15 protein-coding genes and 2 pseudogenes are annotated in these 13,124 nt (G+C 62.2%); 6 read left to right on the top strand and 11 right to left on the bottom strand.

What is annotated here, in order from left to right; all coding sequences use genetic code 11:
* Positions 1–8 precede the first annotated feature (8 nt).
* From NWE53_RS29725 to NWE53_RS29705, 5 genes are all read left to right on the top strand, one after another.
* Positions 9–755 carry an exonuclease domain-containing protein gene (locus NWE53_RS29725; RefSeq protein ID WP_265055292.1) on the top strand — a complete coding sequence of 249 codons (747 nt, stop codon included), beginning with the start codon at positions 9–11 and terminating at the stop codon, positions 753–755.
* A gap of 340 nt (positions 756–1,095) precedes the next feature.
* The gene (locus tag NWE53_RS29720; protein ID WP_265055291.1) at positions 1,096–1,308 is read left to right on the top strand and encodes a hypothetical protein; all 213 of its coding nucleotides are present in this window, start codon (positions 1,096–1,098) and stop codon (positions 1,306–1,308) included.
* A gap of 5 nt (positions 1,309–1,313) precedes the next feature.
* Positions 1,314–1,526 (top strand): hypothetical protein, encoded by a 213-nt coding sequence (locus tag NWE53_RS29715; protein ID WP_265055290.1) that lies wholly within the window; start codon positions 1,314–1,316, stop codon positions 1,524–1,526.
* Positions 1,527–1,576: 50 nt separating this feature from the next.
* Positions 1,577–1,855 (top strand): acyl carrier protein, encoded by a 279-nt coding sequence (locus NWE53_RS29710; RefSeq protein ID WP_265055289.1) that lies wholly within the window; start codon positions 1,577–1,579, stop codon positions 1,853–1,855.
* Between the two features lie 222 nt (positions 1,856–2,077).
* Positions 2,078–2,380: a DUF982 domain-containing protein gene (locus NWE53_RS29705; protein WP_442865106.1), complete on the top strand. Its 303-nt coding sequence runs from the start codon at positions 2,078–2,080 to the stop codon at positions 2,378–2,380.
* Between the two features lie 269 nt (positions 2,381–2,649).
* On the opposite strand, the pseudogene NWE53_RS29700 reads toward NWE53_RS29705, so the two are convergent.
* The 11 genes and pseudogenes from NWE53_RS29700 to NWE53_RS29650 form a co-directional block, all read right to left on the bottom strand.
* A pseudogene (locus NWE53_RS29700) lies at positions 2,650–2,925 on the bottom strand (glutathione-dependent formaldehyde dehydrogenase); the annotation flags it as partial.
* A gap of 268 nt (positions 2,926–3,193) precedes the next feature.
* A complete protein-coding gene (locus NWE53_RS29695; RefSeq protein ID WP_265055288.1) occupies positions 3,194–4,261 on the bottom strand; it encodes an ABC transporter ATP-binding protein in 1,068 nt (355 codons plus the stop codon).
* A gap of 17 nt (positions 4,262–4,278) precedes the next feature.
* Positions 4,279–5,067, bottom strand: a complete 789-nt coding sequence (locus NWE53_RS29690; RefSeq protein ID WP_265055287.1) for an ABC transporter permease — start codon at positions 5,065–5,067, stop codon at positions 4,279–4,281.
* Between the two features lies 1 nt (position 5,068).
* Positions 5,069–5,956 carry an ABC transporter permease gene (locus NWE53_RS29685; RefSeq protein ID WP_265055286.1) on the bottom strand — a complete coding sequence of 296 codons (888 nt, stop codon included), beginning with the start codon at positions 5,954–5,956 and terminating at the stop codon, positions 5,069–5,071.
* Positions 5,941–7,002, bottom strand: a complete 1,062-nt coding sequence (locus NWE53_RS29680) for an ABC transporter substrate-binding protein (RefSeq protein WP_265055285.1) — start codon at positions 7,000–7,002, stop codon at positions 5,941–5,943. The genes NWE53_RS29685 and NWE53_RS29680 overlap by 16 nt, the downstream gene beginning before the upstream one ends.
* A 12-nt stretch (positions 7,003–7,014) precedes the next feature.
* Entirely contained in the window at positions 7,015–7,980 is a 966-nt protein-coding gene (locus NWE53_RS29675) for a dipeptidase (protein ID WP_265055284.1), read from the bottom strand.
* Positions 7,981–7,992: 12 nt separating this feature from the next.
* A complete protein-coding gene (locus tag NWE53_RS29670) occupies positions 7,993–8,703 on the bottom strand; it encodes a hypothetical protein (protein ID WP_265055283.1) in 711 nt (236 codons plus the stop codon).
* Entirely contained in the window at positions 8,700–10,376 is a 1,677-nt protein-coding gene (locus NWE53_RS29665; RefSeq protein ID WP_265055571.1) for a hypothetical protein, read from the bottom strand. Before NWE53_RS29665 ends, NWE53_RS29670 begins: the two co-directional genes overlap by 4 nt.
* A gap of 61 nt (positions 10,377–10,437) precedes the next feature.
* A complete protein-coding gene (locus tag NWE53_RS29660; protein WP_265055282.1) occupies positions 10,438–11,154 on the bottom strand; it encodes an IclR family transcriptional regulator in 717 nt (238 codons plus the stop codon).
* A 311-nt stretch (positions 11,155–11,465) separates the two neighbouring features.
* Positions 11,466–11,828: a hypothetical protein gene (locus NWE53_RS29655; RefSeq protein WP_320109591.1), complete on the bottom strand. Its 363-nt coding sequence runs from the start codon at positions 11,826–11,828 to the stop codon at positions 11,466–11,468.
* Between the two features lie 169 nt (positions 11,829–11,997).
* Positions 11,998–12,327, bottom strand: a complete 330-nt coding sequence (locus tag NWE53_RS29650) for a winged helix-turn-helix transcriptional regulator (RefSeq protein WP_265055281.1) — start codon at positions 12,325–12,327, stop codon at positions 11,998–12,000.
* 223 nt (positions 12,328–12,550) lie between these two features.
* Here NWE53_RS29650 and NWE53_RS29645 point away from each other — a divergent pair.
* A pseudogene (locus NWE53_RS29645) lies at positions 12,551–13,108 on the top strand (alpha/beta fold hydrolase).
* Positions 13,109–13,124 lie beyond the last annotated feature (16 nt).

The raw sequence follows: 13,124 nt of genomic DNA, 5'->3' as shown, positions 1-13,124 counted from the left end.
TCGTGTCTATGCTCAATCAACGCTTGAGAGTGATCGACCTCGAGACCGCCGGAGACGGCCCGCATGACGTCTGCGAAATCGGCTGGCAGGACATCTCCATCGGTGCAGACGGTCAATGGCAACTTAATGAGGAGCGCGGCGCGCATTTCGTGAAGCCGGGCAGGCCTATTTCCCCAGACACGATGGCGGTACATCATATCCGTGACGAGGACGTTGCCGATGCTCCGTTCTGGAATGAAATTGCCCCTTCGATCCTAAAGCCGCCAGGCGGCGTCATCGCTCTAGCAGCGCACCGCGCGGCGTTCGAGCAGCGCTATTGCCGGCCGCGCCTGAGCGCGGGAGCGAAATGGATCTGTACGTGGAAATGCGCTTTGCGGCTCTGGCCGCACCTGCCGCGATTCTCCAACCAGCTTCTGCGGTATCAGCGCAAGCCTGAAGGCCTCGTCCATGAAATCGGGCTACCCGCACATCGAGCTATGCCTGACGCCTACGTGACGGCACATCACCTAAGGGACATGTTGAACCAAGCATCGCTAGAGCAGCTACTGTTGTGGAGCAGTCAACCGGGGCTCTTGCCTCGCGTGCCGACCGGCCTCGACCGTGGCAAGAGTTGGGATCAGCTGAGTCTCGCTGCCTTGTCAGAGATGGTGGCAGGCCGCGATGCTGATCTCCGCTTCAGTGCCCAGACTGAAATGGAACGTCGACGGATCGGGCTCGAGATCGAAGCAGAACCTGCTCAAGCGAGATTGTTGTAGTCCCCGACCGTTCGTCGGCTGGAAGCCAAGCCCAGCTGGGCTGATCGCATTCGCCACGGTGTCGCTCGGCCGGAGTAGCAGGCTGACTTTTCTCCAACGTGTGGCGGCACGATAAGTCCGACCTCTTTAACGAAGCGCGCGCGTTCAAATTCCTCCGCGTTCGCCACTCGCCGGTTCGATTGAAATGTCATGGAGAAAATTGGGCAAGAGAGAGTTACCTCACTATCTGCCCTACCGCGCGAAACTTGCGCCGCCTCGTCGGCAGTCCCCAACTCGAGAGATCGCTTAAGCCATAGGAACGAAAGTTCAACGTCTGGGTTGAGCGGCCATGAGCCGATTGGTGATCCGCAACGACGATGAGCTGAACGCCGCGCTTGAGCGCGCCCATGATCTGGCGGGCTGCACTCACGACAGCGACGAAGAGCGAGAGCTGTCCGCAATCGCCGATGCCGTGAAAATCTACGAGGACACACTCGCCATGCTGAGAGGCGTAGAGAACAGGGCTGCGGCTGACCCTGAGCGAGACGTCCCGACTGGTAGCGGGTCGGAGTAAACGGAATGCCGATCGACAATCCGCCGCCGCCCGATAAGGCCACGAAAGCCGGAATAGGTGCGGTCGCGATAATCGCTTTCATCATCATGGCGATATTCTTCGGCTTCAACTTCTACCATGCCGACACGCAGCGCGACTTGAAGTCTGGCCAGCTCGATCCAAGAGACGCGCCGAAAAGCCCGACCGATCTACAGGCCCCAAGGCCTCCGCAGAAATAGGATACGCAGGACCGCGTGTGCACGCCGAGAAGGAGGAGGCTCGTACCGCAATGACCAAACACACCCCCGGCGAGGCCAAGCTTGTCAGGAGATTGCTGGAAATCATTGCTGCTGAGGGGCTCGTAAGTCCCGACCTGCTGGAGCCACATGCGACGGTCGACGATATCGGTCTTTCGCTTGATGACCTGACGCTCATCGGAAATGCGATAGAGCGTGAATTCGACTGCGATATGATGCCTGACGAAGAGATGCAGGCGTGCACTACGGTTCGCGAGCTTGTCGGGCTGATTGGTCGAAGGCTTCAAGATCGTGCGGCTAGCAACCGATGACAGCTCCCATAATCGACGCGGCGGCAAAAAGAGGCTTCCGAGCCTCGGGTATGACGAGAACTGAGCACGCTTAGTTGCAATTGACCCTACGAAAAAGGCGCCCAGCCAGCCGAAGCGCGACCGGATCTTGAACACCTCAAACTAGGACACCTAAATCAGCGTCATCCGCCCGCCAACCGCGGCGCGGACCCAAATCCATGTTGCTTCTAGGAGGATGTGGCGATGGCACTGATGCCTTCGGATGAATTTGAACAACCTGTTGTCATTCTGACCGGTCTCGGAATCCCGACCACCGTCTCGTCGGCGATGGAGGCCTACATGTTTCTGGCGGATTGGCCGAAGAGCCAGAGAGACGCTGTCCACGCCTTCGCATTGAGGGCCTGCTTGGCGGCGGTCCGCGACGAGATTGAGCCCGAGACTGCGAAAGGCGTCTTCGCCTCCTGGGCTGAGAAGAACGACATTCTGGCGCCGGACGTGACCGCGTTTGCAACCAGCCGCCGGACAGGATCGCACGGCACCGCCTGAAACGAAAAGGCCCCGCCAGCCGGAGCTGACGGGGCCATTAAGCGCGGCGCGGAACAAAACCAATCAGCTATCAACGTGCTCTCTCTCAACTGGTCCGTGGAGAGTGCCTTGGCATCATGTCCCTAATCATGGAGGTGTACCGTCGCGTGGGATCGAACTGCCGCGGTCGGCTTATGAGGTTCTCAATTTGATTGCTAGCGAACCGCACTTGGGCGGGAGCTTGCGCCCAAAGGCAGCGCCAAAGCCATAAGGCGCCGCGCCATCTTCCTTTAGGGCTTCAATACGACCTTGATGCAGCCGTCCTCCTTGTCGCGGAATTTTCTGTACATTTCGGGCGCATCCTCGAGACTCGCTGGATGGGTGATGACGAAGCTCGGGTCGATTTCTCCGGCCTCGATCCTCGCCAGCAGCGGCTTTGTGTAAGCCTGGACATGGGTCTGGCCCATTTTAAAAGTCAGGCCTTTGTTCATCGCGGCGCCCAGCGGGATTTTGTCGCCCATTCCGACATAGACGCCGGGAATCGAAACCGTGCCCCCCTTGCGGCAACGTTTCCATTAGGGCCCAGCCGTGACTTTTTCGTACCGCTTCCGCGACGCGGCGGGGCGGCGTGGTGTATGTCCGCCGCGGCCTGTGATTGAGGTCATCAACCAGTGGTGTCACGGGGATCAATCGACAACATGACCCATAACGAGGAATACGCATGAGTTCCGATCGACGGTGGTGACCAACACCAGGGCGAGGCAACTGACTTCGACGAGCTGGCGAACGTGCTCGCGAGCCCTATAAGCAGCGCCATATGCGAGTATTTTTAAGTCAGTGCTCGATCACATGGATGCGCGTGGGGGTCCATTCGACGCCGCATTCGTCGCCGCGGCGCAAGTTTGGCATGTCCATGCTGGGAACCCGGATCCGCAGTTCTTGCCCGGCCTTGCTGCCTAGGACAAGAACGCTGTCGCCATAGTTCACCAACTCCTCCACGGTAATGGAATTTCGCAGGGGCGATGCTCCCGCCCGTTCGGAATTGAGCCGGACCGTTTCGGGGCGAACCAGCACGCTGATGTCCTTGCCCGGAGAGATGTGCCGGGCGCTGGTGGCGACCGTGCCGAACCCGTCGACGTCCACGAGGCCGTCCTCGCGGGTCTTGCCCGAGAACAGGTTGCTGTCGCCGACGAAGGAGGCGACAAAGCGCGTCTTAGGCGTGAAGTAGACCTCGCTCGGCGTTCCGATCTGCTCTATGCGGCCTCGGTTGAAGACGGCGATGCGATCCGACATCGCCATCGCCTCGGTCTGGTCATGGGTCACATAGATCATGGTGACGCCAAGCTCGCGATGGATGCGCTTCAGCTCCATCTGCATTTGCTCGCGCAAGGTCTTGTCGAGCGCTCCCAAGGGCTCGTCGAGCAGAACGAGGTCCGGCTGGAATACGAGGGCGCGCGCCAGTGCGACGCGCTGCTGCTGGCCGCCGGAGAGCTCGGCCGGGGCGCGGCCGGCATAGTCGGCGAGCCCGACCATGGCGAGCGCAGCCGCGACCTTCGCCTGCGCCAGCGCCTTGGCGACGCCGCGCATGCGCAACGGAAAGCCGACATTTTCAGCCGCGTTCATATGAGGAAACAAGGCATAGTTCTGGAAGACCATGCCGATATTCCGGTCATAGGGCTCGACTGCATCGATCTGGCGCCCGGCGATGCTGATCTCGCCTCGCGTGGGGCGCGCAAAACCTGCGATCATCATCAGCGTGGTCGTCTTGCCGGAACCGGAGGGGCCGAGGAAGGAGATGAACTCGCCCGGCGCGACATCCAGGTCGATGGCGTCGACCGCGTTTTGCCCTGGCAGATAGCTCTTGGTCACCGATTTCAGCGACAGCGAACGGGCGGTTTCCATCGGAAGGCTCCAGCGTCTCAGAGGGTCGTCGCAGGCCGTTGCCGGCGCACAAGCCGGGCGGCGAACTGCGCACCGAGCCCGGCCAGCACGGCAGCCAGCAGTAGCGAGGATGCGGCGGAAATGGCAGGGTCGGCTTCCATCTGGAAACTGTTGAACATCTGGCGAGGCAGGGTTGCGCTGTCGCGGCCGGAGATGAAGATCGCGATCACCGCCTCGTCGAAGGAATGGATGAAGGCAAACAGCGCCGCCACGAGGAAGGCCGGTCGCAAGATTGGAAAAGTCACCAGCCGAAAGGTCTTCAGCGGCCGGGCGCCGAGATTCGCTGCAGCGTTCTCGAGTCTGCGATCGAAACTGACCAGCGCCGAGGTCAACGTCAGTACCACGACCGGTATCGACAGGCAGGCATGGGCGAGGATCACGCCGGTCATGCTCTGAACCAGCCCGAGCGAACCGAAATAGCTATAATAGCCCAGCGCCATCACGATGTGGGGCACGATCAGCGGCATCATAACGACGAGCCGGAAGGCCGCCCGAAAGCGAAACCGGTAGCGCACCAGCGCGAAGGAGGCGGGCGCACCGAGCAGCATCGCCAGGACCATCGTACCAAGCCCGATCAGGAAGCTGTTCAGAACCGGGCCCGTCCAGTTCGGATCGGAAAAGAAGCGCCGGTAATAGCCCAGCCAATAGCCCGGTGGCGGAAACTCCAACGACGGCGCGGTGCTGAAGGACATCGGCACGACGATGAACATCGGAGCGGCCAGCAGGATCGCGACAACAACCGCGATGATCACCGTGGAGCGCGACATCTCACCTCCACATCTTTTCGATGCCGAATAGGCGGTCGTAGATCACGAAGAGAGCGACCGCGGCGGCGAGCAGGACCATCGAAGTCGCCGAGGCCGCGCCAAATTCGAGCAATTGCTCGATTTGCTGGCCGATGCGACCGGCGATCATCTTGTCCTGCGGGCTTCCGATCAGCGTCGGCGTCACATAGAAGCCGAGGCAGGTGATGAAGACCAGGGTAGCGCCATTGAGCACGCCGGGCAGGCTCTGCGGCAGATAGACGGTCAAAAAGGCCCTGAGCGGCCGGGCGCCGAGGCTGGCTGCGGCGCGCATATAGACCTCGTCGATACGCTTCATCACGGCATAGAGCGCCAGCACCATGAACGGCACCAGCATATGGGCCATAGCGAAGGTCGCGGCGAAGGTGGTGAAGAGCAGGCGCGGCGGTGGGGTGACGCCGAGCGCCACGAGGACTCCGACGACCGGCCCGCGCGCGCCCAGGATTACCATCCACGCGTAGGTGCGGACGAGAAAGCTCGTCCAGAAGCTCAGCGCCACGACACCGAGCAAAAAGGCTGCGACCGCCCCGCCCTTCCGGGCTGCGACATAGGCCACGGGATAGGCGAAGATGAGGCTGGTGACCGTGACGATCAGCGCCGTCTGGAAAGTTCGCGCAAGGACGCTGAGATCGTATTTCGAGGCGAAGAATTCGGCGTAATTGTCGAGGCCTAACGTAGGCTCGCTCACGCTTATCCAGACGACCAGGCCCAGTGGCGCGAGGAAGAACACGGCCAGGAACAGGGTAGCTGGCGCATAGAGCAGGAACGGCGGCCGGATCAGGGCTCTGCCCCATCCGGACGCGCTCCAAGAGCCTCCTTGCGCTGCGACCGGCAGGGTCAAGTCGACAGCCATTGTTCGAAGCGCTTGGCCATGACGTCGAGCTGCGGCAACAGCTTCTCGGCATCGAGGATGACGGATCTCGACAGGTTCTCCGGCGAGGTCGGCATGTGGCGGATGACTTCGGGTGACAGATATTTGAACGAGATGGGGTTCATCGGGCCGTAATTGTTCTTCTGCGCGAACTGCGCCAGCCGCTCAGGACCGACGGCGAACTCGATGAAGCGCCAGGCATTCTTGGCCCGTGGGGAGCCGCGCGCGACCACCCAAGTCGCGACATCGATCACGGCCTGATCGAACACGAGTTCGACCGGCTGCTTCTGATCGACCATCGCCTGCGCGCTGGTGTTCCACATACCGATCAACTCGACCTCGCCATCACGCAGCAATTGCTGGGATTGCGGGCTCTGGCTCCACCAGACGCGGACCTCTTTCTTGATCCTGTCGAGTGATTTGAAGGCGCGGTCGAGATCATATGGAAACAGCTTCGCAGGCTCGACACCGTCCGCCATCAGCGCAAAGGCGAGCACGCGGGCAGGGTAGTTCTGCAAGCTGCGCGAACCCGGAAATCTGGTGGTGTCCCAGAACTCCTTCCAACTCTTCGGACCGCCATTGGGCATCTTGTCGCGGCGATAGGCGATGATGTTGGCGAAGGCATGCGAGTTGACGCCGTTCAGCGTCACCGCCCCGGGCCAGAGCGACGAGGTAGGGATCTTGCTCTCGTCATAGGTGTCGATCAGCTTGGCGTGGTTGGCGCGGCCGAGCTCAGCGACGCCAAGTGTCGTCACGTCGAATTCATAGACGCCGGTGCGGGCTTGCGCGGCGAGTTTGGCGAACGAAACCGGTGCGATCGTGCGGATCTCAATGCCGGTCTCCGCCGTGAACGGGGTGAAGAGTATCGCGCGCGCTGCTTCTTCCCAAGGACCGCCCCAGGTATTGATGTAGAGCGTCTCGGCGGCGCGAGCCCGCTTGATAAAGGGAATCGCGACGAGGCCGCCCCCCAGCATCGATAGCAGGTTGCGGCGCGTGGTCTGCGGTCGAGCCATCACTTTCCTAACCATGATACTGTCCTCTCAACCGATCGTTGCGCGATAGAGACGTAGCCAGTTGCCGGAGGTGAGCTTCTCGACCTCGGCCGCATTGAAACCGACCCGCTCCAGTGCCGGTGCGACGTCGGCCAGGCCGCTTATTTTCTTCAGCCAAGCTGGCTTCTCGCTGGGGCCGGCCTTGGCTGCCGAGCCCGCGCCGTACTGGACCGAGCGGGTCCAACGGCCCGAGCGCATCCAATCGAGATAGGCCTGGCTGGAGTGATGGCTGAAATCGGTGCCAAGGGCGACATGGTCGATGCCGGCTATGTCGACGGTCTGCGCCACCATCCGCGCCCAGGCATCGACGCTGTCGCAGGCCGGTTCAGGCGTGATGTTGCGATAGGCGGCGCAGCCAATGACGCCGCCCTTTTCCGCTAGCGCCTTGATGATCGCATCGCTCTTGTTGCGCTTGTGCGGAAAGACGGAGGCCGGGTTGGCGTGGGTGATCGAGACCGGCTTTTGCGACCACTCGATTGTATCGAGCGTGGTCTGGTCGCCGACATGCGAGAGGTCGATCAGCATGCCGCACTGGTTCATTTCCCGGACGACCTCGCGGCCAAAGCGGGCGAGGCCAGGATCTACCGTCTCGTAGCAGCTCGAGCCAAGCTCGTTCTGGTTGTTGTAGGTGAGCTGCAGGACCTTGACGCCGAGATCGGCGAAGAGCTCGACATAGCGGATGCGGCCATCGAGTAGATTGGTGTTCTGGTAGCCCAGCAGCATCGCGACCTTGCCGTCGCGATCGGCTGCGAGGATGTCGTCGGTCGTCCGCACAATAGTCATCAGATCGGCGTTGGCGCGCGCAAGGTCGCGCCACTTCGCGACGGAATCAAATGACTCGATCGCGCCTTCCCAGAAGCCAAGCGTCGGCGTGACGCAACTGAATCCGCCGGCCTTGAGATCCTCGAATACGCCGCGGTCGAACAAACCGCATTGCAAGCCGTCTATCAGCATCGGAGAGCGCCTTTACGAAGCGGAGGAAACAGGAGTGGCATGAAGCCGGGAGGGGTCGGCGGTCAGCATCGAGAGATCGGTCTCATCCTCGTCATTGCGGCCGATGACCCGTCCGTCCGCCTCGACGCGCACAGTGCCGGCATGGCGGCGGCTCTCGAAGGAATCGGGCATCAGCGCATCGTGCGAGGCGTGGTACAGCGGCCACCAGCTCGAAGCGGCGGCGGCAAAGCCGTCGCGACGCACCATATCGATGGTGCTGCGCTTCGCTGAGGGCCGGGCCGCGACTGAGATCTGGACACCGTCCCCCTTCGGCTCGATGTCGGCCGTCAGGCCGAAACGTTCGGCAAGCCCGCAGACGACCCGCAATTCGGCGGCCTCCGTGAGGTTGAGCGCGAGAACTGCGCCCTTGCCGGTCAGCCGGAAGCGCTCGGCAGCGAGATCGAGCAGCGTCTCGGCGACAGTCCAGGCATGCTGGCCGACGCAGTCGATCGTCAGCGTTTCGCCGGAACCGACATCGTCGAGCGGGGCGATGCGGCTCGCCCGCAGATGCTCGATCTGCTGCGCGATGCCGGCCAGACCCGGCCCCGGCAGCACGGCCGAGTAGAAGGCGCAATCGCGCACGGAGTGCAGCAGCCCACCGGGAGTGCCGGCCGCCTGGACCAGCCGCTCAAGAATGAGCCGGAGCTCGCGCACGGACAGGATCAGCGTGTCGGACGGCATCATGCCCGGGGCTCCGGCGGATAGAACCAATGGGGATCGGCGCTGCCGGAGGCGAGATCCTCCGGCATCGGGGCGCCGTGAAAGATCACGCCGCGTAAATTGCGGTTCAAGAAGTCGCGGGCTTTGTCGATGCCGTGGATGCCGACATTCAGCAGCCGGGTGATATGGGCCGGAACGAAGTCCTCGGCCATAATGTCGGCATGCGGCGAGTGATAGGGCAAGCCGGCGAGCGCCTGAATGCGGGTGACGACCTGGCGGTGGAGGGGATGCGCCATCAGGAAGCGCGCTACGCTGAGGCGCGGATCAGCTGCGGCAAGATCACGATCGAGCGCCACCACGAGGCGTGGCAGGTCGAGGCCGAGATTGTGCGCGTCGCCGATTTCCTCGCGCGGTCCGCGCCGCGGCTCCTCGGCCGTGCGCGACTTGTACCAGACATAGCGCTGCGAGCGCTCGGAGACGAGATCGAGATCGAAGGCCCAGCCATAATCGGCCTGGACGATGTCGCGCAGGCGAGCGATCGACATCTCTGGTCGACCGGCGAGTTCCTCGTCGATCACAAGAGTTTGCGCCAGGCCGTCGGCGATATCCGGTACGAGTTCGATGACAAGCGAAAGCAGTGTCTCATGGGCCTCGGGATGGACCCGGCCGTCGAGCGAAGCCGTGAATTCGACCAGAGGCGTCGGGTCAGCGCTGCCGGCACGGACGCGGCCGATCAGGAGATCGAGTTCGCGCCGGATGATCGCGAGATCGTCGGCAACGGTGCTGCTGGGCGCGAAGGCTTCGTATTCGGCGCGATCCTGGCGTCGTGCGAGGATCGCCTTGTCGAGCAGGGCCGCCAATTGGACGAGCGGTGCCGCATCTGTTCCGACGCGTACCAGCCTGCCATGGGCTATGGCTTCCTCATGAACCGTCAGCCACCGGTCGATCAGGCGCGGGTGGTTGTTGACGAAGAACATCAACCCCAAGGCCGAGCCGTTGCCGACGCCGAGGAAGCGGCGCAGTTCCGGCTGCATCGCCACTGCCGCCGCACCGCCTTTCATCCGTGCGAAATGCTGGACGAGATCGCCAGCAAAGACGCGCATCATATAGGCGGTGAGCATCTGCGCCTGCAGCGAGGCGCGCAGCGGGTGGTCAGGCGCGAACGCCAGGAAAGATTTGGTGCCGAAGGTGCCGTTGCCGTCGATGCCGGTATTGCGCATGAAGTAGCAGGTGCGGCCAAGCTCGGCGATCGGTGGCTGTCGCCCGAATGCGAGGTGGTCCACGGCGAGATCAAACAGCCGTCCCGACCGGTTCGAGCGCGCCCACGTCAAGGTTTTCGGGGTGGCGCGGCCCTCATAGAGCTTCGGCAGTTCTTGACGGAGCTGTTCGATCCCGGCCGGCGAGAGTTTGCCTTCGATGAGCCCGCCCATCATGTCCCAGGACCGGCCGATGATGCGGCCGGTGCGTTCGCGGCCACAGGGCTCGAACGAGAGGATAGGGAAGGTAAAATGCCACCCATTGGCCTCGATGCTATAGCGCGCCGTGCCGCGACCGCGCTCGTCGATGGCGAAATCCTCGCAGGTGATCTGCCATCGCTGATCGGAGGCGCGTGCCATCAGGGTCCGCGAGGCACTGATCCGCGAGGGCTGGATCGCAGCCAACATCTCCGGCCGCATCAGCGTGGCGGGCGACCGCATCAGGGCCTGCGGCTGCCAGGGACCGGATTCGGAGGCGTGGGAGAACGACAGGGCATTCAAGTCATGTATTCCCGAATTGAGCGCTGAAACGTCGAGCGGCAGCGACCGCAATCGGCGCGCAGGTTGCGTGGTCGAAGCGCGTGGTCGGACCGGAGATCGCGATGACTGCAATGCATTGGCCGGCGGCGTCGAAGACCGGCGCGGCCACCGCTGCGACAAATTGCGGGTCGGTTGGGGCGAATACGGCAAAGCCTCGTTCGCGGACCTCTCCCAGCGCGGCATCGTCTGGAAGCGTGATGCCCTGTTCACGTAGGCGCTCCCGCATCTCCTGCGAGCCGAAGGCGACGAACACCGAACCCGAGGCGCTGGCTCCCAGCGCCATGCGCGCGCCGACCCGCAGATCGGCACGCAGCACCTGGCGTGACTCCACCCGGTTGATGATGACCGCGTGATAGCCGTCGAGCACGGAGATGGTCGCCGTCTCGCCGCTCTCCGCGACGATCTCTTGAAGTAGTTCCGTCGTCCGCTCTCCGAGATTGGCCTGCTCAAGCGCGCGCACGGCGTAGAACTGGAAGCGCAGCGCCAGGCGGAACGCCCCGTCGGGCGTCTGCTCGAGGAAGCCTGCATCCACCAGCGTACGCAGCCGCTGATAGACCGCGGCGCGCTGGTCGCCTGTCGCCTTGACGACGTCGGGCAGCCTCATGGGCTTCGGTGACGCGGCGATGATGTCGCAGACCGCGAGCGTCTTGAGCGTAGTCGAAAGAGAGCGAACAGCCATTGCGTCTTCTATATGAATACATTGTATTATATTAAAATCGCCAAATCTGGATCTATGTCAAGCCCCGGCGGTGCCGTTTTCGCAAACAGCGACGATGCGCGTCTCGGTCAGATCGAATTGCTCACTCAAAAGCGAGGCGCAGGCTTTCCGTTTTGTGACTTCACTGCCCCGGCCGCGAGAGGCGCATCGAGCTGGGTGAGAGGCTCGGGCGGGTCCGCCGACGAAAGCTTTCCATGGCGTCATAGCGCTCAGACGATGGAGATGAATGTCGAGAGCGGGGAACGTTACGCAGACCCTGGTCCAGACACCGGTCATGATAAGGGATTTTCAGCCGGTCGGCTTAACTTGAGCCACGAGGTCGTCATTATCCCAGCGTTCACCTTCCCCTTTCGCCGACGCAGACGGCCGTAAGGGGCGAGCTTATGAAGCTCCGGCATAAAATGGGCCGTTGGTGCCGGCTGTTCTTCTAAGGCGGTCGTGATCACCGGAATGTTCAGGAGCGCGCACAGCCGAGCGATCATCTCAACATTGCGACGGAGGTCGGCAACGGGGATATCGTTGACCGTTTGGAACAGCACCAACTGATGGTCGAGCAGAAGGACCAGCGTGTCCGATGGATCGATAAGTGCCGCCGCCTGCGGGGGCCCGCGGTCGTCTTGGTAGTGACAATCCATACTCGCGTCCGGGCAGTCCCACAGACGGCTTCATCGATGTTTGCGCCGGCGGGAAGGGGTGTCTCCCGTTGCCTGGCGCCGCGATATCTAGGATCGCTGAAACGATCACCCGCGACGATCGACACAGCCCTGAGATTGATTGATCAAGTCGCCGCGCTGCGACGCAGAACTAGCGCGCATCGTCGGACAGAAGCTGCTCGCTCCTGGAGAGCGCGGCGTCAACGGCGCGCCCGGAAGCTGTGAGAGAGTACTCGATATGAAGCACCCGGCCGCTGAGATCGCGGCGTTCAACGTAGCCTGCAGCCTCGAGGGCCTTCAGCCGGGCAGACAGAACCCGCGCCGAAATAAGCGGCGGGAGCTGCCGTCTCAAGGCTCCGAAACGCAACGGCCCGCGGCGCGCCAATGAGAATACGATGTGGCTCATCCATTCCTGCGAGAAGAACTTCAGGAAGCTATCGGCAACGCAATGTTCTTCTGCGTTCTCTTTCGATCGGTTCATGCGATTTGCTCTGGTCGCTAGTATCTCTCAGGTAACTAATGGCTTTTGCCCGAAACGCCGCCTAAGTTCCGCCCGAGTTTGGATCGCCTCGGTTTTTAACATCGGCCCTTGGGCATGCAAGGCCACCTACCTACAAGCCAATTCGAGTGGCGCTCTTAGCGCGGAAGACTCACTCTTTTCTGGCCGATCGCGCGGGCCCTACAGGATCGTTCAAGGAGCTTTCATGCGATTCGTCACGACGAAGGACGGCGTCGAGATTTTCTACAATGACTGGGGTCCGAGGGACTCCCAGCCAATCGTGTTCCATCATGGCTGGCCACTATCGTCGGACAACCGGGATGGGCAGATGCTCTTCTTCCTCTCCAACGGGTATCGTGTTGTCGCACATGACCGGCGCGGGCACGGCCGTTCCCCCCAAGGTCCCCGAAGGGCACGACATGGATCACTATACCGCGGATGCCTTCGCAGTCGCCGAGCCTTGGATCTCCGGAGGTCGACCAGGGCGTGGCGCCAAGGCATGATGGGCAGCGCCAAGGCCTATTGCGAAGGCCTCAAGGCCTTCTCCGAAACCGATCAAACCGCGGATCTGAAGGCGATAGGTGTGCCGACGCTCGTTCTGCATAGCGAGAACGATCAGATCGCGCCGATCGGCGCCGCGTGCGAGTCGATCAAGCATTTGATGCACCGCACGCTGAAGACCTATCCCGGTTATGGTCACGGCATGCTGACCGTGAACACGAATATGCTGAACGCCGACCTTTTGGCCTTCATCGAAGCCTGAGGCCCCGCGCAGCGGC

Origin of the sequence: Bosea sp. NBC_00550, from assembly GCF_026020075.1 — a bacterium.
Classification (GTDB): Bacteria; Pseudomonadota; Alphaproteobacteria; order Rhizobiales; family Beijerinckiaceae; genus Allobosea.
This window is presented reverse-complemented; position numbering and strand designations above follow the sequence as displayed.